A 25371-nucleotide genomic window follows, 5' to 3' on the forward strand; every position below is an offset into this window, starting at 1 on the left:
AGGTTTTTGGAAAAAAGACGGTAGAAAACCTTATAAAGTTATATATTTAATAAGGTTTCTAATAAATACTTGATAATGTATCGATTAAAACTGTTGCTTCATTTTACTATGCTTCTTTGATGTGAGTTTCATGACTTGCCACTTATAATCAGAATCAAATCCATGTACGGTTCTATTCTCAAAAACGTTCTTACATGCCATCTCCATTATACTTTTAGTGGCTCCACTCTTTGCAAGTTCTGTAGCATCACTATATGGTATAGCATAGTTAATTCCTTCAATAATGCCTTTCAGATACGTATTTGTCAACATAGGCTTACTATCATTTGTTATGTCTTTGCATTCCTTCTTTACCGTTTTGTCTATATTGTTGATGGCATGTATAGGAGCACTTAAAGCTATTATCATTAATAAAGTTGAGAGTATATTCATCTAGTCATCCTTATATTTTCTTATAGTATATAATAACTATTATTAATTTTATTAGACATATAGAAATAAAAAATTGGGTATATTGCTAGTGAATTGAATTGTTATATTCAGAATGGAGAAGGGAAAAAGTACTGGGAATAAGAAGGATATAAAACTATAGATTATCACTTTCAAAAAAACATTTTAATGCTGATTAGGAACCTTATAAAATTATATATTTTATAAGGTTTTACCATTTTTACATAATATTTTTTAATCCTGCCATTCATGCCTATGTCGCATTTTTTCAGTTGTGAAGTAATCCTCAGCAAAATCCTCATTATCTGTATCCATCCAGCCAAAAAAATCATCTGTAAAGACTTTTTCATAACCCATCTCAACTAACAGATCATCAAGTACTTTATAATCTGTGCCTTTTTTCTTACTGTATTCTATCAGTGTTTGGGCATCCTCATTTTCAACACCGCTTACTGCAAGTGCAAATCTAATCTCATCAAACGTCATTTTTTCCTCATTTATATAATAAACGTTATAACACAAAAAAAGTTAAGCATTTTAGATGCCATGATTATGCGGATAGCATGGCTTCATATTACTTACTTATTCTACCTCCAAGGGTACTCTTTCAGATTAATTTTCTGTATTCTCTGGGGGAGGTACAAATCCGGATTCTTCTTGTCCCCCTATAAATGGTGGTTCATCATTAGTTTCAGATACAGCATAGTCATAACATTGATCTGCTAGTGCCTGACATTGGTCTATACATGCGTTAGGAAAGGAATCTTCACATTTTTCTGAACATGTATTATAGTGTTCATCACATTGAGCGATAGGAGATAGTTCTTCTAACTCCGCCGTATTTGGCATCTCTTCTGCCATAGAAGAGACTGTTAACATTGAAAACAGCAATGCTGTTAAAAAAGGTTTTTTGAACATAAGGGTTCAATCCTCCATTTAAGTATATAACCTTAGAAAATATCTTGAGATACAGACTAACTGGTTACAGCATTTATATAGGTACGCATCGTTTTGCGACCGACCAACTCAAGCCGATTTTATTTGTCTATCCGCAATTCGAATTATATTCTATAATTTGGATTTTTGAGCTAAAAATAAACTTAATTTAAATCAAAGTTTATTACCGTAATAGTTCGTCCTCTCGTAACAGTTCGTCCTCTATAGAAACTAAAATACTCTCATCTGCCTTCAGATCTATCAGACTTTCACTCTTATGTGTATACAGCTCTCTCATAATTAACTTCATTGCCTCAATACGTGCTTTGTGCTTATCATCAGAACGAATAATATGCCATGGAGACTCTGGTGTATGGGTCCTTTCAAGCATATGTATCTTTTTCTGGCTAAAATCATCCCACATTGCCTGTGCCTGCATATCTATTTCACTTAGTTTCCATTGACGAAGAGGATCAGTACGACGTCTTTCAAAACGTTCATTTTGCACTTCTTTTGATACACTCAAATAAATTTTAATAAGGTGTGTACCATGCTTGATAAATGAATCTTCAAAAGGGATCACAGTATCTAAGAAAAGTTCATACTCCTCTTGAGTACAGAACTCGAAAACGGGTTCCACCATAGCTCTATTGTACCAACTCCGATCAAAAAGGACCATCTCTCCACCTCGAGGAAAGTGTTTGATATATTTTTGAAAATACCATTGTGATTTCTCTTCATCCGTAGGTCTTCCAAGTGCAACTGTACGACAATGTTTCGGATTAAGATACTGAGCGATACTCCCTATAAGACTTCCTTTACCTGCAGCATCTCTTCCCTCAAAAAGAATAACTGCTTTTTGGGATCTCGCTTCCAGTTGCGTAAGCAACTTGATGAGTTCCGCCTGATACACTTCCAGCTCTTTCATTTTTGCATAATAAACATCAGCCTCATTTTGACGATGGCGAAGTGTATCATTCTCTGCTCGAAGCTTCATTATAGTTTCTTGATTCATTTCATTTTCCATTATTGTAAATCTCTATCATTTTTTATATTTTTGTTTCATCTTCAAGTGGTATTTCCATCAGACTTTCATGATGAAATGGCTCCATACGTTCTTCTGCTCTTTCAAGATCATCTAAAGCTGCTATATGGAAAATTGCATCCCCTTCATGAATAAGCGGGATCTGTGTCTTTCCAATGATTATACCATTAAAGGGAGCGATGATCTCAACCCCTTCATCTTCAAACATTTGTTCGATCCTTGCGATTGGATCACCTTTTTCAACAATATCCCCCAAATTCTTAAGTGTTTGTATCATACCACTCTCCTGAGCACGGATCCATGTACTCTCTTTAGATAAAGAAGGTTTCTTGGTTCGATGACCTTTTCTAGTAACCTTAGGAAGCATTTCATTGGCTCTAAGTACATTAATGATCCCTTTGACTCCGATCTTTATGGATTTTTCATCCAGTCTCAATGCCTCTCCTGCTTCATAAAGTAAAATAGGGATACCTTGGTCCTGTGCCACGGCACGTAGTGATCCATCACGGAGTGTAGAGTGTAATACTACTGGTGCTTCAAATGCAAGTGCAAGCCTCAAGGTATACTCATTTTCTATATTGGTTCTCACCTGCGGAAGATTATCTTTGTGTATACTCGCCGTATGCAAATCAATACCAAGGTCACATTTTGAAACGATCTCATCAAAAAAAGTTTTTGCCACACGTGAAGCGAGTGAGCCTTTGGATGATCCTGGAAAGTTTCGATTAAGATCACGTCTGTCTGGCAGATAACGCGTCAGATTTATCGTTCCATAAATATTAACTACCGGAACCAAAATAAGTGTTCCTTTAAGTTTATCGAGTAAATGAATCTGTCTTAAGCGTCGGATAATTTCAATACCATTTAATTCATCTCCATGAATCGCAGCAGAAATGAAAACAATGGGACCCGCTCTCTTACCGCGAATCACATGCACTGTCAAAGATGTTGGAGTGCCATAGAAACCTGGCAAGTCTATCTCCACCTGTCTCTTTGTACCTCTTAATATCTCTACTCCCCCCAGAACAAAAGACTTATCATCCACTTTATGCTCCAATATTGTCTTTTCTGCGACGACGTTTTCTATTATCATCCAAAGGTGAAATACTGGACTCAATATAATTCATGATCTTGCCTGCTATGTCAATACCCGTAGCCTTTTCTATCCCTTCAAGTCCAGGTGAAGAATTAACTTCCATAACCAATGGACCACGATCAGAAGGAATCATATCTACACCGCACACACCTAGACCCATCGCTTTAGCTGCAGCCAATGCAGTGGACTTTTCTTTTCTATTGAGTTTATAAGCGGCTGCACTTCCTCCCTGATGAAGATTGGAACGGAAGTCCCCTTCTGCACCTTGTCTTCTCATTGCTCCAACCACTTCGCCATTGACAACAAACGCCCGTATGTCTGCCCCACCTGCTTCTTTAATGAACTCTTGTACCAAAAGGTTTACATCCATGCCATAAAAAGCATCCAAAACGGACTGTGCGGCTTTTTGTGTCTCAGCCAATACAACACCAACCCCTTGGGTTCCTTCAAGAATTTTAAGTACCAACGGTGTCCCTCCAATAAGCTTGATGACATCTTTAGCGTTTGCCTTGTTCGATGCAAAAACGGTTTTGGGCATATCTACATCTTGTCTTGAAAGTACTTGAAGGCTTCTGAGCTTATCTCTTGATCTTGCAATCGCAAGATTCCCTGCTACACTGTAGGCACCCATGATCTCAAAGTGACGTACCATTGCCGTACCGAAAAAAGTACGACTTGCTCCAATACGAGGAATAATAGCATCAGGAACAGGAAGGAGTTCTCCGTCATAAATAACTGCCAACTCACCCTTCATGATCTCGATACTGCACATTAAATAATCAATCACACGAATATTCCAGCCTTTAGCCTCACCTGCTTCTACCAATCTTTGTGTTGAGTAAAGACTTGGATTTCTTGAAAGTATATAAACAGTCATCTATTTTTCCTTTTTTGTTATATATTTGTGGGATACATCTATCAGATAATGATGTGCAAGAAAACGTCTTCCTATCAGCATAGGATATTTCATATTCTCACGATTGGTCAACGATATTTCTGCTTCATAGCTTTTGCAGCCCAACTTAATTGAGGATTTTATAAAAATTCTCTCTTCACTTTTGCCATTTGAACTTTTGACTCTTTTAATTTTGAATATAGGCAATGTAATCTTTTTTCCATGATAAGCCTCATGCACTTCATCGTGCAGTAAAAAAGTAACTGTTTCACCTTCAACCTCGATATCATCACAATGTATTGAGCAGGAATCTGCTCCAGTATCAATCTTGGCATCTAAACCAAATAGTTCAATCTCCGGTAAGTCTACTGATTCAATATATCCGATTACTTCCATCTTTTTCCTTCTTATTTATTATACTCTTCTTTCTTCTAAATAAAGTGTTTCAAGTACCTTTATCGCATCTATTACCGCAGCCATAGAGACTGTTTCACTTGTAGTATGGTATCCTGTAGTAGGCAATTGAAAGGTTGTTCCTTGGATAGTTCCTTCACTTGCATTCACCAAACGGCCCATCTCAGTACTCCCCAAAGAAAAAGGTGCATTGTTTTGGGCTACACGCTCCTCATTCAGTGCTTCTATATATTGATCTTTATACCCGTATTTAATCGACAGATCATCACAAATATCTGTGATCTTTTGACTTAAAGGTGATGTAAACTTCGCATTTGCATCTCTATTTCGTAGTACGATGTGCTGCACATCAGCACTTTCTCTATCTGGATATGGACTTGTATCGAGTACCAAAAGTTCATCCGTACAAATATCCCTTCCCCTAAACCATTCTAAAAGAAAACGCCAGCTTTTCCCCGCTTCTTCTTCTGCAGTAAAGAAAGCTCTTCCCTGATATCCTCTTTCATATAAAAAAAGAATGATAGCAGCACTTAGCACATTGTCTAATTGTGCGGATAGATGACCCTCTTCATAACTCAAAGTATCTACAAATGCTACAGGAGTTCCTGCGTATAAATGCTCCAAGCCTTCCACATTGAAAAGCAGGTTTCCTCTGCGTTCACAGAAATAGGCATTGTCGATCTTCCCCAAACCAATATAAGAGCCAGACCAAGGGTTATAGGCCTGAACACGCTGATGGATAAAACGTTCTATAATGTCTCTATACGTTTTTTCCGCTACAGAATCTCCCGTAAGGTCCCCTCTGTTCTGTGCCGTAAAGGCAGCATACTGAAACTCATTTGGACCCGTACATATCAAACCGTGACGATCTATATGCGCAGAGATCATTCCACTATCTGGATCATTTCCTTCAGCAACCAAAACACCTTCATGTAGTGTAGTTTGGATACCTATCTCTTCAAGTTCTCTTTTCAAAGAAAGAAAAAAAGAATGCTCCGCTCCAACCACTGAGGGTGTACGGATAAGCTGCTTGAGAATATCAAGAAAACGACTCATCTCTGTTGAGTCCCCAACCGTTTCGCTAATGTGTTTTAAAAAAATTTCCTTAAACATTTTCGTACTACTTTCTTCTGTAAATATTTAGCACTAATATTATATCTTTAGTTTATCATAAAATAAGCTACTTATATTAAGATTTTTATTGAGTTGAAAATACTTATATTTAGGAGATGCTTCTTATCATATCTTTTATCAATATGGCTTGTAGTGTATTTTATTGGATTTTAGAATTATTTTTGGAACTGACAATTGGTATTTTGAGTTCAAAAGTACCATTACTGGTACCTTTGATTGTTGTGCACTATTAAGTAATACTAAATTTGTTCATATCACTTCACTATAATTACAACGATGTGTCATCAGCGACTATATCATCCATTACTTTGGCCAAGTCTTTAGCTAATTCTTTATAGCTTCTTCCCATTTTAAGTAATTTTTCTTGGCTTCTTTTTCCTCTAATAGCTAGTTCTTCTTTAGGAATAGTCATAATTTTATTAAGATTATCGGAAACACTGTCAACATCAAAACTACTGAAATATGCTTCATCTTCATCAAAAACAGAGTGATTTTTTTCATTATCTACCATGAGTGAAGGTAAACCACAACTAGAATAGTGAATTACCTTGTTGGCAATGACAGTATTATGAAAAATATTTGATGGCAAGAGTGCAATACCCACATCATTCTGACTAATAATATCTCTTAAGTTCTCTAGTGTATGTATACCTTCATGTAACGTGATCTTATCTTTAAACTTTGGGTAAAGTGCTAGAAGAGTACGAATGTAACCTTTATGTGAAACCACTATATCTAAGTGCCAATTTGTAAAATTCACCCTCTCAAAAGCATCGAGAACGACATCAAATTCTCTTAACGGATCCATAGTTCCAACATTGATAAAATGTACTATGTCACCCTCAGTCGGCGTGTTCTCTCGTAGCTTTTCAGGATCAAGTCCAATAAACATTGGAAAACTTTTAGCCTTAATTTTTGGGAAAAAATGCTGTTGAGCTTCAGCAGAAGGAGGTAAAAAAAGATCGCACTCATTGGCTAACTTATCTCTTTTTTTAATTTTCATATTGTACTTTAACCAGTTATAAATTCCCTTAGGTGTCAGTGACTGACTTAGCTCTAAAGCATGATGTTGTTTAGGATATGATATTCTATACCCTACTTTATAGTTGTACTCTTCTTTGTGTTTGAGTACATTTTCAAGCACTTCCTTTTTATTACGTACAAGGATAAAATCATACTGTGTTAGATCATTACCTGTACTAAGATATTCAATGATCTTGTTCTGATATTTTTTAGGAATGATTAAATGGTTTCCAATTCTTTGATACGTATGTTTATAGCTGGTAATAAAAACAATATCAATTTCCCAATATTCTTTTATGTATTTATCAAACAAGGTAGAAATGGTTCCATTTGAGCTGTACTGTTCTTGGTCTGTTATAAAAAGCATTTTATTCATTGTCATTTTCCTCCACTAAATCTTTATTAAAAGCATCTATATCAAATATTTTACCCAAATACTCACATATCAGTTCTACATCTCTTTGGGCATTTCCCAAGCATGAAGTAGCACCGGGAGAAGGAGTCATATTGAAAATAATTCCCTCTCCCGTATTGATAGTGGCTTCTCCCAACATCAACTTTTGATTTTCTTTGTCCAAGATCTGCCCACGTACACCACCAAAACCTTTAGCGTACTCTATATCTTCCACTTTTAGTGAGGGTATGATCTTTCTAGCATCTTTTAAAAAGGCACGCTTACCAAAGTAAGGCACTTCAAAAAGAAAGTTTCGCAAAATATAGCTACGTATATCGCTATCTTTCAAAAGGTCATAAAATATTTTTACAACATTAATATCTAACTTTAAAGTCTTAAAAAAATCTATATACGTACCTGGTTTAAAACGCTCAAGCTTAGGCAAGACTAACGCAGTAGGACCAAATCGTGTAGCACCGTCTAAAGTAACATCAGGATCACCATGCAAAGCAGCAAAAGGAAGTTTAGGGTTTTGCACCATATAAACTTTACCATTGAGCATAGCCCTATCTGACTTATAAAAACTTCCTGCCATTGGAAGTTGCCCGTAGCCAAGACCATATCCCATTTTATGTGCTAAAAATAGGCTGTGTGCTCCTGCATCTACAACAACCATTTTTGACTTGTATACCTTTTTATCTGTAGTATAAAGATGAAAAATGTCATCTATTTTTTCAATCTTATCTACTTGAGAATTGAAAAAAATATCCGTTTGGATCTCTGTACTATTTTTGGCATTTTCTATAAAAGTATCACTTACTGCTTTAAAGTTCACTGTAGTGTATTGATTTTTAGCTCCCATACCGACAATCTCTTCATCACGCCCTTTTCCGTTGGCATCAACAATCAAATTTGGTTCGATCTCTTCTAGAGTTGCTTTGTCGTAAAGTTCAAGATAAGGGTAAAGTGATTTAAACTCTTCATAACGGTTTTTGATAAAACGACATTCACTATAACCTATACCAATGGCCATTTTTTGATGCTTGAACATCATTTGATCTTCATAGCCATATTGTAAACAGTACTTCTCTACCATTTTGGCTGTTCGTTTTACTTTTTTAGCTTTGTCTAACGTATAGTTAGTCTCAATGTCCCCACAGTGTATCGTTTGAGAGTTGGCTGTAGCATTGGAATTGAGTGTCGCAACCTCTTCATATTTTTCTAACAGTGCAATTTTTGTTAAATCGGTATATTGACTCAACTCATAAAAGAGAGCTGCCCCGGAAATACCACCTCCAACAATAATTACTTCATAAGTATCATTTTCATTCATTTTATTTACATCCCTTTATAAAGTTGTCTAGGTCTAACTATTTTTGATTGTTTGTCTTCTTTTGATTCAACCCATTGAGTGATCCATCCAACTGTTCTTCCAATCACAAAGATGGCAGTAAACATTTCTTTTGGAATTCTAAGCGCAGTTAAAATCACTCCTGAATAAAAATCTATGTTTGGATAGAGATTACGTTTCACAAAATACTCATCAGCTAAAGCTATTTCTTCAATTTTAGAAGCAATTTGCATCAAACGAGAATCTAACTTCAACTCCTCTTTCAGTTGATCCTGTAACCCTTTTAAAACTCTAGCACGTGGATCAAAGTTTTTATAAACTCTATGCCCAAACCCCATAAGTTTAAATGAATCATTAGGATCTTTGGCTTTAGCGATAAATGCATCAACATTTTCTACAGAACCTATCATCTCCAGTTGTGCAATGACTGATTCATTGGCACCACCATGTGCCCTTCCCCATAACGCATTAATACCTGAAGAGATAGCTACATAAGGATGTGCTCCTGTTGACGCTACACCTCTTACCACTGTAGTAGAAGCATTCTGTTCATGATCAGCATGAAGTGTAAAGATACTGTCTAAAGCACGTATCTCAACATCTGTGATCTGCTCGGGTCCTTCTTTAGTCACTTTCATGCGACTATGAGGATAGGCACGCATCATAAATAAAAAGTTTTCGGTAAAACTTAGATTAACATCAGGCTGAACACAAGGATAGCCGATGTAGTTTCGATATGCCATGGCAGCGATAGTAGGCATTTTTGCCAATATACGATACACCATTTCATTATACTCATCTTGATGACTAAGATCAAGATGTTCAAAGTGAAACGATGCCAATGCAGTAACAGCTGCAGAAAGTGAAGACATAGGATGTGCATTATGAGGGAAAGCATTAAAAAGATCTGATAGATCGTCATTTAAAAAAGAGCGATGACGAAGTTCTAAGTCGAACTCTACCAACTCCTCTTCTGTAGGTAAGTTTTTATGCAGTAAAAGATAACATACTTCGAGATAATTATGTTTAGTTGCTAAGGTTTCAATGTCAATCCCTCTATAAGTCAGCTCTCCTTTTTCTCCATCGATAAATGTGATCTCAGAAGTACATGAAGCTGTAGAAGTTAAACCTACATCATAAGTAAATAGTCCCGAATCTTTATAAAAAGATCGAATATCCACAACATATGGTCCTTTGTTCGCCTTCAAAATATCATAAGTATATTCTTTTTTCTCTCCATCTATCTCTAGTATGATGGTCGCTTTATTTTTATTTGACATTGTTCATCCTTTTATTATTATACTCTGTTCCAGGTAGTTTTGAAGCGGTTACGCAAGATTGTGCATATTTACGAATAAGAAAGAGTTTTGACTCAAATGTGGCTAAAAGTTCTAAACTTTTGGAAACAATTGCATGAGAATCTTTACCTTTTATGTGTGCAACAAATCCTACTCCACAAGCATCATGTTCAAATTCCGGATAATATAAACCTTCTTGAGAGGGATAGCACTTTAATTGCATAATTTTTACCTGTGTATTAGTTTTAGTTAATTAAGACTATCAAAGTAAAATCGTGAAAAAATCGCACTCTATACTATGCAAAATATTTTATAGTTTTTCTCTAATATAGTCATCAATATCATCACGTATTACTTCTCTTACATTGCGAGGTTTTTTATTTTCATCAATAATGACAAAAGTAAATATGGCATTGGTAACTGAATATTCTTCATGTGTTTCTCTACATTTTATCTGTACATCAACATCCACTTTAACTGAAGTATTTCCAATAGCTATTATTTCTGTATATATAGTAAAGATCGCACCACTGTAAACAGGGCGTATAAAATTCATATCACTGACTGCCACAGTCACAGCAGGCGAGATAAGTATGTCTTCTATAGCAATAGAAGCTGCTTTATCCATTTTTCCCATAAGCCAACCACCAAAGACTGTACCTGCATGGTTTAGATCTGTTGGGAATACCCGTCCTCTTAATGATATTACTTTCATATTATCCTCTTTCTTGCTATTATATTTTCTACTTTCTTTTCTCAAAAAGCATCATTACAAGGGTGGTCTAATCCTTTTCTGTAGCATTCCAAAACACGTTCAGGAGTAGCACGTTCACATTCATAAAGTTTAAGAATTTGTCGTGTAAAATTGATAGGATACTCTACAAAATGACCTTCATCTTTATTATAATATTCTTCCAATAAATCATGCATCTCTTGATAGACAGCAGGATTTTCTTCTTTTAGACGTTCTAATTTTTCAGCAGCCAAAAGAAGCGTTTCATTATTGAATTCTCCTCTGGTTGTCATTTTCTTACGCTCTTCTACATAGTCTACCAAGCTTTTTTGATTTCGTATATACTCTGAAAATAGTTCAATAAGTGTCATTCAAAACCTCCTAATCTTGGACGAACGATCAGTTCAGTGACTGCACATATATTTGATAAATAGTCCTCACTGTTTTGCACCTTTAAAAGGCCCTTTTCTTTATAGAATGATTGGATCTCTAGTAAATTCATTTTATCAATATCCTCTTTCTCTTTTACTAAAGTATGATCCAGTCGTTCTTCTCTTATGTCATCCTTGGCTTCCAGTTTAAGAACCAAAGCCAATTCTATATCTTCATCTTCTTTTAACTTTACATCCATAGCATACATATCTTCGGTTGTCTGAGGAAAACCATCAAGTAATACACCTTTTGTCTTGAATTCCCCTACTTCCTTAAAAATGGTATCGATCGATTTCCCCTCTGTATCATAATAACTTAAACACTCCGAATGCCTATCACATAAATAGCGTGCATTTTTTGTGCGTCCTGTACCTTCAAGTCCTGTGATTAAAAATAGTTTTTTCATCAAATCAACCTCTCTTTTTTTATTTTATATAGATTGTATGTTTACGTTTTCATACAACTACCATCATTTCAACTTTATATAGTATCTATATGATATTTATAATATATTATCAGATGATATTCGCAAAATATTCGCAGGATAAAAATATATTTATAATAAAAAACTATGAATATTTATTTATTATATTTTAAGAGTGAAGGAGGTTAAAACATGAAGCTTAATTTTGTATTTATAGGTATTATGCAGTGTGATGATCTAGAGAAACAGAGAGAAGAAACTCTCCCCACTTCTGGATAAAAACTAAGAATTATTATCGATTTTTAAGTTCTTCAATTTGAGTCAAAAGATGTGCATCAATATTGTTCACAACAACCTCTATATCATCTTCTGCATTGATTATTTTTAAAAGATGCTCTTTGTTGTAGTATTGTTCAATTTCATCAATTGACTCTTTGTAAGCATCCATCTCATGGGTAAAGATCTCTTCACTTCTACCTGTCGATAAAAAACGTTCTCTTGCCAAATCCTCATTTACTTGAAGTTCTATAACAGAAATAAGTTCAATTTTATCGTGTGTAAAAAGATAATCACCAAAATAAGCTAACTGCTTTTGTTTTCCAGGAAATCCAGAGAGAAGTACAATTTCAGTCGGAGCATTTGCAATAGCATTAACAATAATATCAAGTACGATTTGTGTCGGAACCAGATCACCTTTATCAAAAAAACTTTTGGAGATCCTACCAATTGCTGTTCCTCGTTCTATCTCTTCTTTAATAAGCGAACCCGTAGAGTAGTTTGTAATTTCATTCTTATGTTTTTCAGAGATCAATCTTGCATCAGTTGTTTTTCCACATCCAGGGCTACCTATGAGTAAAATGAGCTTCTTTGGCATTTTTATTCCTTTATTTATCTTTGTAAATTGTAACATAGGGCAGCATAAAATAAAATTTTATTTTATGCTGTTTATAGTTCCTTTTTTAAAACCTGTACTCATAAGTGAGTGTACGCCTACAGTATAAAGAACTACAATAGCTCTTTTCACCTATATATCCATTCACTTTAAATCCAAGATGACGATCTTTTTTATAGTGATGGGGATTTGATCACCATCAATTTTTCATTGCTCATCTCTTCCATAGAATGACCAATTCCGCCTAAACCAAGTCCTGAAGCTTTTGCACCGCCAAATGGCATCCAGTCAACCCTGAAGGCTGTATGATCATTAACCATAACAGCTGTGCCATTGAGTCGTTTTACCCCTTTAAGTGCAGTATCAATATTTTTTGTAAAGATAGCTGCCTGGAATGACACTTCTAAAGCGTTTGCACGGTTAAATGCCTCTTCAATATCATTATAACTATAAATACAAACCACTGGTCCAAACACTTCATGGGTAGAGACCTGAACATCATCGCTAGGATTAAGCAAAACTGTTGCTTCAAAGCATGAGTCAGAGATACGTTTACCTCCTGTAAGAACTTTTGCTCCAGAATCTACAGCTTCATTTACCCACTCTTCTATTCTGTTCACTTCATTATGATTAATAAGTGGTCCAACATCTGTATTTGGATCTAGTTGGTCACCTACTACTAAATTGGAAGCATATTCAGCTAATCTCGTAGAGACTTCATCAATAATACTTTCATGTACATATACACGTTGTACGGATACACAAACTTGACCGGCATGATAGAAACCACCTTTACCAATAGCAGGAATCAAATCATCAATATCAGCATCCGGCTCAATAATAACAGGAGCTACGCCACCGTGCTCTAAGGCAACACGTGTCCCATCAGCTACTTTTGAATTCAAATACCAACCCACAGAACCTGAACCGATGAATGTTAAGAAATTTACTTTAGGAGAAGTTGCTAAAAGCTCTCCACCTTTTCTATCACAAACTACAGCTTGAGCCCAACCATCAGGAAGTCCAGCCTCTTTTAGTATTTCTACAAGTTTAACTGCACTCATAGGTGTTTGAGTCGCAGGTTTAATTACTACCGGGCATCCTACAGCCAGTGCCGGTACAACTTGATGAACTGCAAGATTAAAAGGGTGATTAAATGCAGAAATAGCTGCACATACACCAATAGGTTCTTTAAATGTATACGCCATACGATTTGCAGAAGAGAGTGTATGCCCCATAGCTACCTCTTTCCCCTCATATTTACCCAACTCTTCAATGGCGATCTTTATACCATTAATGGCACGTTGTATCTCTACTTTAGAGTCTACATAAGGTTTTCCACCCTCACTTGCACAAAGGATCGTCAGTTCTTCGATTTGTGAAGACATGATCTCCATAGTTTTTTCTAAGATCTCTACACGTTTGTATTTAGGCAGATGATTTTTATGGTCAGCAAAAGTACGATGTGCAAGAGAGATCGCATCTTCTACTTCTTCATATGAGCTAAATGGTACATTTCCTACTACTTTTCCATCAAAAGGGGAAGTTACTTCTATTGTTTTCATTTTCAGTCCTTAATATTATTTTATTTTTACTCTATCGTGTATTAGTTCATTTAATATAGCATGATTTAACGAATAATCAACTGCAAGATCTATCAGATGAACACCTTTTGTATTCACACAATGTTCCAAGATCTCTTCAAAATCTTCACAGGAATCAGGTCTATACCCATTTGCACCATATGCTTCAGCATATTTTACAAAATCAGGGTTCTCCAAGTCAAGTCCATAATTCTCAAAACCCATTCCTTTCTGTTTCCACTTGATCATTCCGTAAGAATTGTCATTTAATATGATCACTGTAATATCAAGTCCTAACCTTATGGCTGTCTCTATCTCTTGAGAGTTCATCATAAAACCACCATCACCACATACGGTAACGACCTTTCTGTCCGGGTGTACCATTTTTGCAGCCATAGCAGAAGGAAGTCCTGCACCCATAGTGGCTAACGCATTATCAAGTAAAAGTGTGTTGGATTCGGCACAACGATAATTTCGTGCAAACCATATTTTATAGACACCATTGTCAAGTGTAAGAATATCAGAATCATCCAAAGTTTTTCGAATGCTTCTAACCGCTCTTTGTGGCAATATAGGGAAACGGGTATCTCCAAAATATTTAGCAAGTTTGTCTTTCACCGCACTGATCACCTGCATATCGACATCAAAGTCCCAATGTTCTTGTTTGGAAATAGCTGATGTGATCATAGACATATTTGTCGCAATATCACCTATCACATCCAATTGTGGGAAATAGGTATCATCCACGCTCGAAGGTAAGAAGTTAATATGAATTACTTTTGTGGCATCCGGATCATTGTGCATGAAAAATGGTGGTTTTTCAATCACATCATGCCCAACATTAATGATCAAATCTGCCTTATCAATAGCATCATGGATAAAATCATCTATAGAAAGTGCTGCTGTAGAGAGACAAAGTTTATGATTCTCATCAACCACACCCTTCCCCATTTGTGTTGAGAAAAAAGGAATACCTGTTTCATTGACAAAATCCGTAAGCACAGTACCAATACGGTTTCTGTTTGCACCTGCACCGATCAATAATAAAGGAGATTTGGCTTTCTCAATCATCTTCACAGCTTCATTTACACACTGTTTACCCGCCATTGGATAGCGTACAGTTTTCACAGGATAAATATTCTCTTCTACTTCCTCAGCGGCAATATCTTCAGGAAGTTCAAGGTGCACAGCACCCGGACGTTCTGTTGTCGCTATTTTAAAGGCATCTCTTACCATAGCCGGGATATTGTTACCATTGACTATCTGCTTTGCATATTTGGTCATAGGTCTCATCATATGTACAATATCTACAATTTGGAACCGTCCCTGTTTTGATTTTTTAATAGGTTTTTGCCCTGTGATCATCAACATTGGCATAGCTCCCAATTGTGCATAGGCTGCTGCAGTAGCAAAATTAGTCGCTCCTGGCCCTAATGTCGAAATACAGACACCCACTTTACCGGTCAACCTTCCATAAGTTGCTGCCATAAATCCAGCAGCTTGTTCATGACGTGTTAAAATCAATTTTATTTTTGACTTTCTTAATGACTCTAAAAAATCTAAATTTTCTTCTCCAGGAATACCAAAGATATACTCCACACCTTCATTTTCCAATACTTTTACCAATAAATCTGAAGCTTTCATGCTCGTCCTTTATATAATTTGTGCAATAGCCCTTAAGGCACTTATTTTGTCTCGAATCACGTTCTCTCTTTTTCCTATATACTCCATATTCTCTTTGTTGGTTTGTTGATGGGCATCCTTTAAGTGGTATAAATTTATCTGTATATCATGTTTTAGTGACGCATCATGACATGCTTCAAATACTTCCTTGACAAGCATTGATATTTCATCTTTTTTAGGGGTATAGATAGGAAATTTTGTCGGTTCTGTGTGATGTAAAAGCACAGATTCTTCTATCTTTTTCTCTAAAATATTAAGTGTTTTTGTAAATGCCTCAAGCAGTTCATATTCGATTTTAGTGTTGTATCTTTCAAATTGTAAGGATATGCTACTTTTAGTTTTATAAAGTTCCTCCTTATACTGTTTAAGTATATTTTCATCGATCTGCGCAGCAAAAAGTCGCAAATGTGAAAATTCCATACCAGAAGCAATTTCACGCTTTTTTTTGATCAACATATAACTCATCTGCCATTTTTTTATGGAAGAATAAAGTTTTTCAAAAAGCATATCAATACCATTTTCTATTTGTGCCTGTATCAATTTCATATCATCTACATGAACAAGAAGTTTATGCTTAAGTAGACTTTCTTTAGAAAAGAGTTCTCTATCTAACTTTTCTTTCTCTATCGTCGGATGTAAATAACTTTTTTTTGCATAAAGTCCTTTATGTATGAAACCTTCCTTCTCACTATATAGATATTGCTCTTTTTTCTCAATATGACTATAAACCATATAAGAAAGGTCCTCTATGATCTCACTATAATCTTCTTCAATATTTGAGAGATGTGAGTTACTTGTGTCTGCTAAGTTCTTAAATGCTGTATGAGATTCTTCTTCTGATTTTATTAAAATAAGAAGAAGTTGATTGTAAACTTCTATGATCAATTCATACTGTTCAATCAGTAAATCAATCATCTCATGTAACGTTTTTGCGATAGCAACTTTTTTCTTCTCTTTTGCAGAGGGGAGAATATCTCTTTGAATAAAATCAATCACTTCATTAATGTTAGAGGCTTCAAGTTTTTCATCTTCTAAACTATAGTTTTTACTGTTGATCTCCAAGACCTTTTCTTGATGTGCTTCAAAAAAAGCCAGATAACTGTCTTTGTCCTCATCGTTATACTGAGTAAATTGATGCAATACATTTAAAAAATGCCGTTTCTCTTTTTCTAAAAGTCTCTCTTTACGATTTGCTCTTCCTTCTAAAGCCAGCTTTGCCGATATAGGCGTTACCTGTACAAAATAGTGGTCAAATTTCTCCGCAACATACGCTTTGGTTTGAGCTATTTGCTCAGGGGTATATTTATCTTTTTGATTGAGTAAACAGATAGTCTTCTCTTTAAAAGCTTTCATATACTGTTCCAATGAGATAGCTTCAGAGTGTTTTCCTGCATTATCAATAAGTGAAAGCCAAATAATGCCTCCCACATCCTGTAGAACCTTATGAGTCGTTTGTGTGTCACGTTGGGACTGAGAATTTAACCCTGGTGTATCAACTAAAGAGATGGTCTTAAGTAGATCAAGCGGGGCATATAATGTTAGATATTTTATATCTTTGATCATACTTTTTCTTTGATCTAAATAACTATCCATCTCATTAATGGGTATAAAAACTTCTTTACCCGACAAATAGGTTACTTTCATCTCATAACGTTCTCCATAATTGATATAGGTAACCTTTGAAGTGACAGGAGTAATGCCGGTGGGCAAAATATCTTTTGAAAGCAATGCATTAAGAAAAGTTGATTTTCCTGATGAGAACTGCCCTACAATAGCTATCTCAATGGGATATTCAACACGTCGTATCTGCTTGTTCAAGACTTTTTTTAATTGTTCAGAGGGGAGAAAGTTCTCATCCAACAAAGCAGAAGCAACACGTTTAACATCACCTAAAAAACCTAATTCAAAATGTTGTTTTTCTTTCTGATACTGTTTAAATTCACTGATAAAGGGTTCTAAAGCTTTCATACTTCCAGCCTTTGTAAAATAAGGCTTAATTGCTCTTTACGAGAGAGCAGAGAAGAGATACTTTCTTGGAGGTGATCTTCTCTATGCTCAAATTGTTCTATATTTTCTTCAAGCATCTTCTCCTCATTTTTCTCTTCTGTCTCAATATGTTCAATGTGAGTATAAAAAAGTTGAAAGAATGCCTCGATGCGTTGTAAAGATTTATCATGGGCTTTATCTTTGATCTGCTCTACAATAGAGTCCATTTTCTCCGCTATCATCTCATTTAAATTGATGTGCAACACAGCAAACTCTTTAGGGTTGTTTTGCGAAATGAGTTGAAGTATACTCTGCGTAAGTGCCTGTGTTGAAAAAGTTAAAAAACCTTTATGAAAAGGTTCACTAAACTGTGCTTCAAACTCTGCTTTAAAAAAGTTCAAATGGCTATTCTTTAAAATTTCAAACCGTTTTTGACAACTTTCTATAAGTTTTTCATAACGTTTATTTAACTTATGTCCATAATCTCTTGTAATCTCTAAAATACCATCTTTGAGTGTTGTCTCAATAATAATTTTTGTCCGATTTTCATCAGGTTTATTTTTAGATTTTTGATACGTATATTGTACATCTGAAAAAAGACGTTGTGCTAAAAGAACTCTTAAATCTACGAACTCTTCATCTAAAAAAATCTCTAAACGTTCAACATAATCACATGTTGTCTGATGTAGATGCTTGATATCATTTTGTAATTCTTTCATCGCATGCTGACTCTTTTTTCGATGCGTTGCCAGACTCTCTTCCAATTCATCCCTGTTTTTAGAAAGTAAAGTGAGCTGATAGCTGTCTTTTACTTGTTGTTCTTCTATAAAGTAGCGTAGCTTTTCTTTGGATTTATGCAGGATCAATTTTGCTTTTAATGCCTCTTTGCCATAAAGCAATTCATGAAGATGCTGTTCGATCTCTAGTATACCTGTTGTTTCAAGTTGCTCTTTTTTTACTTCTTCTTGAAGTCGATACTCTAATGCATCTTTTGCTGAGACAGGAAGAAAATGTATGTTTTGAAGCACAAATGAAAGATGTGAAGATTTCCCTAAAGCTTCGAGCTGTGTTGAGAGAGAAGATTTCGTATAAGCGATAACCTCTTGCATCTCTGTTTTACTCACAGTATCAGCATGACTTATGACTACAAGAAGATGAGATATTTTTTGATACAAAAGAGCATCAATAATAAATTCTACATCTTTTTGTGTTGCACTTTGATTTACATTCATCAAATGGATCATCGCATCACATTCACTTAAGTACTCTTTACTTATCTCTTCTCTAAGCGTAACGGGATCATCCAGACCAGGAGTGTCAACTATCTCCACTCCTTCAGATAACAAAGGAGACTTTTGATAGAGTTTAACTGATTTAACAAGTTTATAATGTGCATCTGTAGAAGCTGTCGCGGAAGTAAACTCACGCATCTGTTCGATACTGATACTTTGCCGATAGGACTCTTTGCGAATATACCTCTCAACCAAAGAGTCATTCTCAATCCTATTCGCTTTTGTAGCTATGATCTCTTCCCACTCTTTTGTATTCCAATAAGTAACATTCGCTGAGGCTTGCCCCTCTTTGATAATTGTAAGGTTTGCCGTCTCTGGTACCATGGAGTTACCTAAAATCTCTTTACCAAGTAGCGCATTTATGAGGGTTGACTTACCTGCATTCATAACCCCTGTTATCCCTACAGAAAATCGTTGAAATAAGAGATAATCTTCGATCTTTTTCAACGACTCTTTATCATTATCAGACAGGAATAACTCAGAAAGTTCTTTGATCGTTTCTTGAAACAACTCTTTACTTTCCAAAAAAGAGTTCTCTTCTATTTTGGTTTCTAATGTTTTATGTGGCTCTTTTGCTTTATGAAATAGAGAAAGAAGTTTTTGATAATTAACAAGATTAACAATCTCCTCATTATGCAAATATTCTATATCTTCAAGAATACGTCTATAATCATAGCTGGAGTTCTCGCTTGCAAGAAGTGCTAAAATGCTATTTTGCAAAGGATAGAGTTCTAAAATACTTGCAACAGGAGGATGATCCATCTTCCCTAAAAGGTCTTGAAAACTTTCCATATCAATCATTTTTGCAATATAGTTTTTACTAATTGAGAGAACAAGAGAGTATATACTATACTCATCTTGGTTTAACTCTCTGAATTTTGCAAAAGTAATATCTTGACTGTTCCTACCATGATAAAGTAGGAAATAGTTTTTAGAGACTTCTATCATAATGGCTTACTTGACCGAAACTAGCTTTCGTCTTAAATAGGCAATTTTATTTTGTAAAGGCAGGTGTTTCGGACAGTGGTCCTCACAACCGAGTAGAGACATACATCCAAACACACCATCATCATCACCGACAAGCTCATAGAAATCTTCATCAGTTCGTTGATCATGGGGATCCATTTGAAATCGTGCCACCCTGTTTAGGCCTACGGCACCCACAAAGTTAGGACGCATCAGTTTTGTAGCGCATGAAGCAACACAGAGACCACACTCAATACATCTATCAAGTTCAAAAACTTCTTCTGCAACTTTAGGTTCAACCTTCTCTTCCATTTTTGAGATATCAGTCTCTTTATTGGTGACTATCCATGACTCTACACGTTTTGACATCTCATCCATCCATTTACCGGTATTGACAGATAGATCTTTAATGAGCTCAAATGCCGGCATAGGAAGTAAAGTGATCTTTCCGTCTGGATAACTACTTGTAAGTGTTCTACAGGCAAGTACAGGTTTTCCATTAACAACCATACCGCAAGAGCCACAGATACCTGCACGACAAACAAAATCATAAGAAAGATCTGCATCCTGGTTTGCACGTATATTGTTGAGTGCAATAAAGAGTGTCATCCCCGGAGTTTCTTCCAGTTTATAGTCTACAAACTTTGCTTCATTCTCTTTATCCTGAGGGTCATATTTAAATATGGATACTGTTATTTCTCTATTTGTTTTACTCATAATCAATCACCTGCTCTTTCATTTTTCTCTTTATAGTTCATCGGTAGATCAAAGTCCATAAGTGCCGTTTGGATCTCATGTCTGTCTTTACCTTCTTCTTGCATTTTTTTAGTTAAATGATCAACTTCTTCTTGACGTTGAGCAGCATCTTCATGCTCAATGGTCATACCTTTTGCTCCATATCCTCTAAAGGCAGGTGGCATCTCCATAGTCTTTATATCTATCTCTTCATAGCTGATAGTTGGTTCTAAGTCTTCAGGATCATTCCATAACGTGAGTGTACGGTTTAACCAGTTTTCATCATCTCTTTTAAGATAATCTTCACGGTAGTGTGCCCCTCTTGACTCAGTTCTCTCTCTAGCCCCTTTGGCCACACAAAGTGCCAACTTTAACATTTTAGGAACGCGATATGCCTCTTCGAGTTCAGGATTACCATGCATTTTAGTGGAAGCTATTTTCACATTTTGACTCTTTTGAAGAAGTTCTTTTAACTCTTCTACTGCATCTGCCAGATTCACTCCATCTCTAAAAATACCCACTTTATCATCCATGATCTCCTGCATACGCTCTTTGATCTTAAAGATGTTTTCTGAACCCTGCTCTTTGACTAAGTTTTCAAGATAAGTCTGTTGTTCTTCAATACTTTTTCTAATCGTCGCGGTTGAGATCTCAACATCATTTTCCAAACAGAAATCAGCAAAATAGTTACCTATGATCATCCCTGCAACAACCGTTTCAGAAACAGAGTTTCCACCCAAACGGTTAAAACCATGCAAATCCCAACACGAAGCTTCTCCACAGGCAAATAAGCCTGCCATATTTTGTGATTCACCTGTTGCGTTCGTTCTGATCCCGCCCATAGAGTAGTGTTGCATCGGACGCACTGGCATCCAACCTTTTTCTCCCTCATCCGCAGGGTCGATCCCGTTAAAGACTTCACTGATCTCTTGCACATCACGAAGGTTTTTCTCAATATGCTCACGTCCCAAAATGGAAATATCCAACCATAAGTGGTCACCATAAGGAGAAGGTACACCTTTGCCGTTTCTAATGTGCTCCATCATTCTACGTGAAACAACATCCCTAGATGCCAACTCTTTTTTCTCTGGTTCATAATCCGGCATAAAACGGTGACCATCTATATCACGTAAAATACCGCCATCTCCACGGCACCCTTCTGTTAGAAGTATCCCAGAAGGAACAATAGGTGTAGGATGAAACTGTACAGCTTCCATGTTTCCTAGAGTTGCCACACCTGTCTCTAATGCCAAAGCTGCTCCGATCCCTTCACAGATCACAGCATTGGTGGTAGACTTATAGAGTCTTCCATAGCCGCCCGTAGCGATACAGGTTCCTTTTGAAACATATGCTTCAAGCTCCCCTGTGATCAGATCTCTGACCACTGCTCCATAACAACGATTGTTTTCATGAATAAGAGAGATCGCCTCTTTTCTATCTCGAACGTCCACATCATGTTTTAATGCTTCATTCGCAACAGAAAAGAGCATCGTATGCCCTGTTGCATCAGCTGTATAGCATGTTCTCCATTTTTTAGTACCACCAAAGTCCCGTGACATGATCAGTCCATGACGATCTTTTTCTTCAACGATAGTCGTTTGTTTCGCATTGATAATAGCTGTTCTTGCACCTTCTTGAACACGTGACCAAGGCACACCCCAGGCAGCCAATTCTCTAATTGCTTTAGGAGCAGTATGCACAAACATTCGTGCTACTTTCTGATCACACCCCCAGTCACTTCCTTTAACCGTGTCGGCAAAATGTAGATCTTCATTGTCACCGTCAGACATCTTTGAGTTTCCTAAAGAAGCTTGCATTCCACCTTGTGCTGCTGCACTGTGAGAACGTTTTACCGGTACCAAAGAAAGCACTATAGTATTTAAGCCTTTTGTCTGTGCTGCCACACTGGCACGTAACCCTGCCAAACCTCCACCAATAACCAAAGCATCACAATAATGTACTTTCATTATGCCACCTCCACTTTATCTATTTGATATACTGCTGCACTTGGCACATAACGCTCACCTGCTTTATCGGCATGTTCATACCCTATTTTCATATAAGCAAACAGTGTGGTGAAGCCTAAAATTAAAAAGAACCATGTCAAGATCTTTTTAATTTTCTTTAATTTCTTTCTATTCTCTTTTGGATTTTCTCCATCAAACCATCCCCACTTTACACAAAGTCTGTAAAGGCCGATAGTACCATGAAACTCAACAGCCAGTAAAAGTAAAATAAACAGCGGCCACATCCAATCTGACCAAATTCTATCAGCACTTGCATAAGGCCCAATATTATCAGCATTCGTCATAATAATGAAAATGTGAATAGACCCTAAGAAAAACATAGAAAAACCGGTAAAGGCCTGAATAAACCAAAGTTTTGTATCTTCATGGTTTAGATTGTTTGATGTTTCTTTGATGATCTTATATTGCTTGTAATTGGCAGGCAACTTACGCATACCTAACATAGCATGCCCTATAAATACAATAAAAATAAAAAGAGCCAAACCTGAAACCAGGATAGGTGCTCCTCCCTCAAATAAAAAGCTTCCTTCAAAAAACTTGGTCACTGCATACATAAAGTCTTTACTTATCAATATTGAAGAGACCATAAGCATATGTCCCCACATAAAAAGACCCAATATCAGTCCTGAAGCACTTTGGAAGTAATCCAACTTTGCAGGTATACGACTTTTTTTTCTACCTGTGTTGATGTCATTTGTAGTATTCATAATCATCCTCATTCATTAATTTTTTATACTATATATTATATGAATATTACACCTAAAAAATCGTACAATAATCGCAATTCATGTAAATATTCAGTAATTTTAATCTCTAAGATTTATTTACAATTTTTTATCTGTCAACATCGCGTCTACATAGTGTTTTAATGTATTACATTTAAAAAGAAATTATCCAAATAAAGAAAAATGCAATAGAATTTCAAAATATCCTGTAATTATTTGTCTTATGAAGTACTTGTATAGCTTTTTTCAGGTGTTGTATCATTTCCAATAAAATATACTAAGCTCAATAAAATAAGCTACAAGTTCCCATTACTTTCTTTTATAGTCTTCATTATAAAACCTCCTATATAGAATTTTATAAGGTTTTCTATTGAAGTGTACAGAGCTGTAGTCTGCAAACGTCACTACAGCGAATAAGGTTATAAAATATGTTAGATTATAAGGTTTTGGTTTTTGTAGAATGATGAATTATGGAAAGCATGGATTTATGCATTGCTTGTTTTGAGTAGATAGCCCACTGTTGAATTGTTTATTGTCTCAAAAGCTTTGTTACGTAATTTAACAAAATTACACAGTTATGAGCTTCACATTGCCTAAAGGTTGTTATGCAACAAATGTATTGAATGTTTTGAAAAGTGGCCAAACCTAAGCCTCATTAGCATTTATATATGAAAGAGAAAACTTTCCACACGTAATGGTGTATCTTATGTTATAATATTATTTAAAATAATAAAAGGAAAATAAAATGCTTGAAACTATTGCAATTATATTAATTGTCCTCTGGCTTGTAGGGCTCGTCAGTTCATATACTATGGGTGGATTTATTCATATCCTTCTGATCATCGCAATTGTGGTGATTTTAATTCGTGTTATTAAAGGTCGTCGCATATTTTAAAAAGAAAAACTTCTGTACCGAGTATAGTTTCTGTTTTCAGTTACCCAGTTCATACTCAGCTTGTACGGAATCCAAATTAAAAGGATATAAAATGAATACAATCAAAATGTTGGGGATCATACTAATCATAGCTGGTGCACTAGGTTTAGCATACAGCAGTTTTAGTTACACTAAGGATACAGAGGCTATCAAGGTGGGACCAATCGAGATGACAATAGAAGAAAAACAAACGGTAAATATTCCAGTTTGGGCTGGCGCTGGTGCCATAGTATTAGGTGGATTGATCTTGCTTTTTGGAAATAGACGAAACTAAATAGAGTATTTTAGTAAGTAGGTAGATTAGACGTTCATTTGATAGTTAGCAAAAATGAAATTAAAGACTGACTAAATAACTTACTCAAGATTTGATAATTAATAAAAATTAATGATATAATGAGTTAATCTAAACTAATAGGAGAATAATGATGAAAAATATAAACGTTAAAAAGATGTTAGTTGCTGTTTCAGTTGCAGGATTGATGTCAGGATGTGCTCAGATTGGCCCAAAAACAGAAAAAGGTGCTCTGATCGGAGCCGGTACTGGAGCAGTGGTTGGTGCTGTAAGTGGAGGTAATGTGCTCAAAAGTGCAGCAATCGGTACTGCTATAGGTGCTGGTGTTGGATATTACGAAGACACAAAATAGATAAACACCCTTTTAACAATCAGGAGAACTAGATTCTAATCCAAGTTCTCCGATCTAACGCATAATAGAATTACTCTACAATACAATCTACTTAAATTTTTAAATCAAATCTTTTTTATTGTGGGATAGAGCAGTACAGTTTAGTTTATACTCTCTTCATCCAGGATTCTGGTTCCTCTATATGACATATTCTTTTTATCTCTTGTTTTTATGGTGTTCTTACTTTCTTTCTCTATCTATTTTTTTCTATCTTATGCTTTTTACTGTTCATACCTAATC

General features: G+C 35.7%; 26 protein-coding genes. 3 read left to right on the top strand and 23 right to left on the bottom strand.

All coding sequences use genetic code 11. The features are described from left to right. Positions 1-84 precede the first annotated feature (84 nt). From ABYK33_RS03030 to ABYK33_RS03140, 23 genes are all read right to left on the bottom strand, one after another. Positions 85-432 (bottom strand): hypothetical protein, encoded by a 348-nt coding sequence (locus tag ABYK33_RS03030; RefSeq protein ID WP_373031457.1) that lies wholly within the window; start codon positions 430-432, stop codon positions 85-87. A 252-nt stretch (positions 433-684) separates the two neighbouring features. After that, positions 685-936 (bottom strand): hypothetical protein, encoded by a 252-nt coding sequence (locus ABYK33_RS03035; RefSeq protein WP_373031458.1) that lies wholly within the window; start codon positions 934-936, stop codon positions 685-687. A 126-nt stretch (positions 937-1062) separates the two neighbouring features. Further along, positions 1063-1368 (bottom strand): hypothetical protein, encoded by a 306-nt coding sequence (locus ABYK33_RS03040; protein WP_373031459.1) that lies wholly within the window; start codon positions 1366-1368, stop codon positions 1063-1065. 202 nt (positions 1369-1570) lie between these two features. Then, positions 1571-2401: a polyphosphate kinase 2 gene (ppk2, locus tag ABYK33_RS03045; protein WP_373031460.1), complete on the bottom strand. Its 831-nt coding sequence runs from the start codon at positions 2399-2401 to the stop codon at positions 1571-1573. Positions 2402-2435: 34 nt separating this feature from the next. Next, positions 2436-3524 (bottom strand): succinylglutamate desuccinylase/aspartoacylase family protein, encoded by a 1089-nt coding sequence (locus ABYK33_RS03050; RefSeq protein WP_373031461.1) that lies wholly within the window; start codon positions 3522-3524, stop codon positions 2436-2438. After that, a complete protein-coding gene (gene rimK / locus ABYK33_RS03055) occupies positions 3478-4404 on the bottom strand; it encodes a 30S ribosomal protein S6--L-glutamate ligase (RefSeq protein WP_373031462.1) in 927 nt (308 codons plus the stop codon). Before rimK ends, ABYK33_RS03050 begins: the two co-directional genes overlap by 47 nt. Then, on the bottom strand, positions 4405-4818 hold the full coding sequence (locus tag ABYK33_RS03060) for an ATP-dependent zinc protease (RefSeq protein WP_373031463.1): 414 nt from the start codon (positions 4816-4818) through the stop codon (positions 4405-4407). It lies immediately after the preceding gene. An 18-nt stretch (positions 4819-4836) separates the two neighbouring features. Then, positions 4837-5949 (bottom strand): peptidase M42, encoded by a 1113-nt coding sequence (locus ABYK33_RS03065; RefSeq protein WP_373031464.1) that lies wholly within the window; start codon positions 5947-5949, stop codon positions 4837-4839. A gap of 289 nt (positions 5950-6238) precedes the next feature. Next, a complete protein-coding gene (locus ABYK33_RS03070; RefSeq protein ID WP_373031465.1) occupies positions 6239-7369 on the bottom strand; it encodes a hypothetical protein in 1131 nt (376 codons plus the stop codon). Further along, entirely contained in the window at positions 7362-8720 is a 1359-nt protein-coding gene (locus ABYK33_RS03075) for an FAD-dependent oxidoreductase (RefSeq protein ID WP_373031466.1), read from the bottom strand. Before ABYK33_RS03075 ends, ABYK33_RS03070 begins: the two co-directional genes overlap by 8 nt. A 5-nt stretch (positions 8721-8725) precedes the next feature. Continuing rightward, positions 8726-10018 (bottom strand): citrate synthase, encoded by a 1293-nt coding sequence (locus ABYK33_RS03080; protein ID WP_373031467.1) that lies wholly within the window; start codon positions 10016-10018, stop codon positions 8726-8728. After that, the gene (locus ABYK33_RS03085; RefSeq protein WP_373031468.1) at positions 10008-10259 is read right to left on the bottom strand and encodes a hypothetical protein; all 252 of its coding nucleotides are present in this window, start codon (positions 10257-10259) and stop codon (positions 10008-10010) included. The genes ABYK33_RS03080 and ABYK33_RS03085 overlap by 11 nt, the downstream gene beginning before the upstream one ends. 87 nt (positions 10260-10346) lie before the next feature. Continuing rightward, on the bottom strand, positions 10347-10751 hold the full coding sequence (locus ABYK33_RS03090) for an acyl-CoA thioesterase (RefSeq protein WP_373031469.1): 405 nt from the start codon (positions 10749-10751) through the stop codon (positions 10347-10349). 41 nt (positions 10752-10792) lie between these two features. Continuing rightward, complete coding sequence (locus tag ABYK33_RS03095; RefSeq protein WP_373031470.1) at positions 10793-11140, bottom strand: hypothetical protein; 348 nt, start codon at positions 11138-11140, stop codon at positions 10793-10795. Next, on the bottom strand, positions 11137-11607 hold the full coding sequence (locus ABYK33_RS03100) for a hypothetical protein (protein WP_373031471.1): 471 nt from the start codon (positions 11605-11607) through the stop codon (positions 11137-11139). Before ABYK33_RS03100 ends, ABYK33_RS03095 begins: the two co-directional genes overlap by 4 nt. A 310-nt stretch (positions 11608-11917) precedes the next feature. Then, the gene (locus ABYK33_RS03105) at positions 11918-12499 is read right to left on the bottom strand and encodes an adenylate kinase (protein ID WP_373031472.1); all 582 of its coding nucleotides are present in this window, start codon (positions 12497-12499) and stop codon (positions 11918-11920) included. A 191-nt stretch (positions 12500-12690) separates the two neighbouring features. After that, positions 12691-14082, bottom strand: coding sequence for an aldehyde dehydrogenase family protein (locus ABYK33_RS03110; protein WP_373031473.1), 1392 nt, complete (start codon positions 14080-14082; stop codon positions 12691-12693). A 15-nt stretch (positions 14083-14097) separates the two neighbouring features. Continuing rightward, positions 14098-15744: an acetolactate synthase large subunit gene (locus tag ABYK33_RS03115; RefSeq protein WP_373031474.1), complete on the bottom strand. Its 1647-nt coding sequence runs from the start codon at positions 15742-15744 to the stop codon at positions 14098-14100. A 9-nt stretch (positions 15745-15753) separates the two neighbouring features. Continuing rightward, the gene (locus ABYK33_RS03120) at positions 15754-17751 is read right to left on the bottom strand and encodes a dynamin family protein (RefSeq protein WP_373031475.1); all 1998 of its coding nucleotides are present in this window, start codon (positions 17749-17751) and stop codon (positions 15754-15756) included. Continuing rightward, on the bottom strand, positions 17748-20009 hold the full coding sequence (locus tag ABYK33_RS03125) for a dynamin family protein (protein ID WP_373031476.1): 2262 nt from the start codon (positions 20007-20009) through the stop codon (positions 17748-17750). Before ABYK33_RS03125 ends, ABYK33_RS03120 begins: the two co-directional genes overlap by 4 nt. A gap of 6 nt (positions 20010-20015) precedes the next feature. Further along, on the bottom strand, positions 20016-20744 hold the full coding sequence (locus ABYK33_RS03130) for a fumarate reductase iron-sulfur subunit (protein ID WP_373031478.1): 729 nt from the start codon (positions 20742-20744) through the stop codon (positions 20016-20018). A 2-nt stretch (positions 20745-20746) separates the two neighbouring features. Further along, the gene (locus ABYK33_RS03135) at positions 20747-22729 is read right to left on the bottom strand and encodes a fumarate reductase flavoprotein subunit (protein ID WP_373031479.1); all 1983 of its coding nucleotides are present in this window, start codon (positions 22727-22729) and stop codon (positions 20747-20749) included. Next, complete coding sequence (locus tag ABYK33_RS03140; protein ID WP_373031480.1) at positions 22729-23496, bottom strand: fumarate reductase cytochrome b subunit; 768 nt, start codon at positions 23494-23496, stop codon at positions 22729-22731. The genes ABYK33_RS03135 and ABYK33_RS03140 overlap by 1 nt, the downstream gene beginning before the upstream one ends. 763 nt (positions 23497-24259) lie before the next feature. Here ABYK33_RS03140 and ABYK33_RS03145 point away from each other — a divergent pair. The 3 genes from ABYK33_RS03145 (at position 24260) to ABYK33_RS03155 (ending at position 25092) form a co-directional block, all read left to right on the top strand. After that, positions 24260-24409 (top strand): lmo0937 family membrane protein, encoded by a 150-nt coding sequence (locus ABYK33_RS03145; RefSeq protein WP_373031481.1) that lies wholly within the window; start codon positions 24260-24262, stop codon positions 24407-24409. 91 nt (positions 24410-24500) lie between these two features. After that, positions 24501-24722, top strand: coding sequence for a hypothetical protein (locus ABYK33_RS03150; RefSeq protein WP_373031482.1), 222 nt, complete (start codon positions 24501-24503; stop codon positions 24720-24722). 151 nt (positions 24723-24873) lie between these two features. Further along, positions 24874-25092, top strand: a complete 219-nt coding sequence (locus ABYK33_RS03155) for a YMGG-like glycine zipper-containing protein (protein ID WP_373031483.1) — start codon at positions 24874-24876, stop codon at positions 25090-25092. Positions 25093-25371 lie beyond the last annotated feature (279 nt).

This window comes from Sulfurovum sp., assembly GCF_041562805.1.
GTDB lineage: Bacteria > Campylobacterota > Campylobacteria > Campylobacterales > Sulfurovaceae > Sulfurovum.

Excerpts from the sequence above, each read along its gene's own strand:
- ABYK33_RS03030 (WP_373031457.1), bottom strand. The coding sequence starts at position 432 with ATGAATATACTCTCAACTTTATTAATGATAATAGCTTTAAGTGCTCCT.
- ABYK33_RS03100 (WP_373031471.1), bottom strand. The coding sequence starts at position 11,607 with ATGAAAAAACTATTTTTAATCACAGGACTTGAAGGTACAGGACGCACA.
- ABYK33_RS03070 (WP_373031465.1), bottom strand. The coding sequence starts at position 7,369 with ATGAATAAAATGCTTTTTATAACAGACCAAGAACAGTACAGCTCAAAT.
- ABYK33_RS03115 (WP_373031474.1), bottom strand. The coding sequence starts at position 15,744 with ATGAAAGCTTCAGATTTATTGGTAAAAGTATTGGAAAATGAAGGTGTG.
- ABYK33_RS03120 (WP_373031475.1), bottom strand. The coding sequence starts at position 17,751 with ATGAAAGCTTTAGAACCCTTTATCAGTGAATTTAAACAGTATCAGAAA.
- ABYK33_RS03145 (WP_373031481.1), top strand. The coding sequence starts at position 24,260 with ATGCTTGAAACTATTGCAATTATATTAATTGTCCTCTGGCTTGTAGGG.
- ABYK33_RS03125 (WP_373031476.1), bottom strand. The coding sequence starts at position 20,009 with ATGATAGAAGTCTCTAAAAACTATTTCCTACTTTATCATGGTAGGAAC.
- ABYK33_RS03130 (WP_373031478.1), bottom strand. The coding sequence starts at position 20,744 with ATGAGTAAAACAAATAGAGAAATAACAGTATCCATATTTAAATATGAC.
- ABYK33_RS03085 (WP_373031468.1), bottom strand. The coding sequence starts at position 10,259 with ATGCAATTAAAGTGCTATCCCTCTCAAGAAGGTTTATATTATCCGGAA.
- ppk2 (WP_373031460.1), bottom strand. The coding sequence starts at position 2,401 with ATGAATCAAGAAACTATAATGAAGCTTCGAGCAGAGAATGATACACTT.
- ABYK33_RS03135 (WP_373031479.1), bottom strand. The coding sequence starts at position 22,729 with ATGAAAGTACATTATTGTGATGCTTTGGTTATTGGTGGAGGTTTGGCA.
- ABYK33_RS03060 (WP_373031463.1), bottom strand. The coding sequence starts at position 4,818 with ATGGAAGTAATCGGATATATTGAATCAGTAGACTTACCGGAGATTGAA.
- ABYK33_RS03155 (WP_373031483.1), top strand. The coding sequence starts at position 24,874 with ATGAAAAATATAAACGTTAAAAAGATGTTAGTTGCTGTTTCAGTTGCA.
- ABYK33_RS03105 (WP_373031472.1), bottom strand. The coding sequence starts at position 12,499 with ATGCCAAAGAAGCTCATTTTACTCATAGGTAGCCCTGGATGTGGAAAA.
- ABYK33_RS03110 (WP_373031473.1), bottom strand. The coding sequence starts at position 14,082 with ATGAAAACAATAGAAGTAACTTCCCCTTTTGATGGAAAAGTAGTAGGA.
- ABYK33_RS03040 (WP_373031459.1), bottom strand. The coding sequence starts at position 1,368 with ATGTTCAAAAAACCTTTTTTAACAGCATTGCTGTTTTCAATGTTAACA.
- ABYK33_RS03035 (WP_373031458.1), bottom strand. The coding sequence starts at position 936 with ATGACGTTTGATGAGATTAGATTTGCACTTGCAGTAAGCGGTGTTGAA.
- ABYK33_RS03090 (WP_373031469.1), bottom strand. The coding sequence starts at position 10,751 with ATGAAAGTAATATCATTAAGAGGACGGGTATTCCCAACAGATCTAAAC.
- ABYK33_RS03050 (WP_373031461.1), bottom strand. The coding sequence starts at position 3,524 with ATGATAATAGAAAACGTCGTCGCAGAAAAGACAATATTGGAGCATAAA.
- ABYK33_RS03140 (WP_373031480.1), bottom strand. The coding sequence starts at position 23,496 with ATGAATACTACAAATGACATCAACACAGGTAGAAAAAAAAGTCGTATA.
- ABYK33_RS03065 (WP_373031464.1), bottom strand. The coding sequence starts at position 5,949 with ATGTTTAAGGAAATTTTTTTAAAACACATTAGCGAAACGGTTGGGGAC.
- ABYK33_RS03150 (WP_373031482.1), top strand. The coding sequence starts at position 24,501 with ATGAATACAATCAAAATGTTGGGGATCATACTAATCATAGCTGGTGCA.
- ABYK33_RS03075 (WP_373031466.1), bottom strand. The coding sequence starts at position 8,720 with ATGAATGAAAATGATACTTATGAAGTAATTATTGTTGGAGGTGGTATT.
- ABYK33_RS03080 (WP_373031467.1), bottom strand. The coding sequence starts at position 10,018 with ATGTCAAATAAAAATAAAGCGACCATCATACTAGAGATAGATGGAGAG.
- rimK (WP_373031462.1), bottom strand. The coding sequence starts at position 4,404 with ATGACTGTTTATATACTTTCAAGAAATCCAAGTCTTTACTCAACACAA.
- ABYK33_RS03095 (WP_373031470.1), bottom strand. The coding sequence starts at position 11,140 with ATGACACTTATTGAACTATTTTCAGAGTATATACGAAATCAAAAAAGC.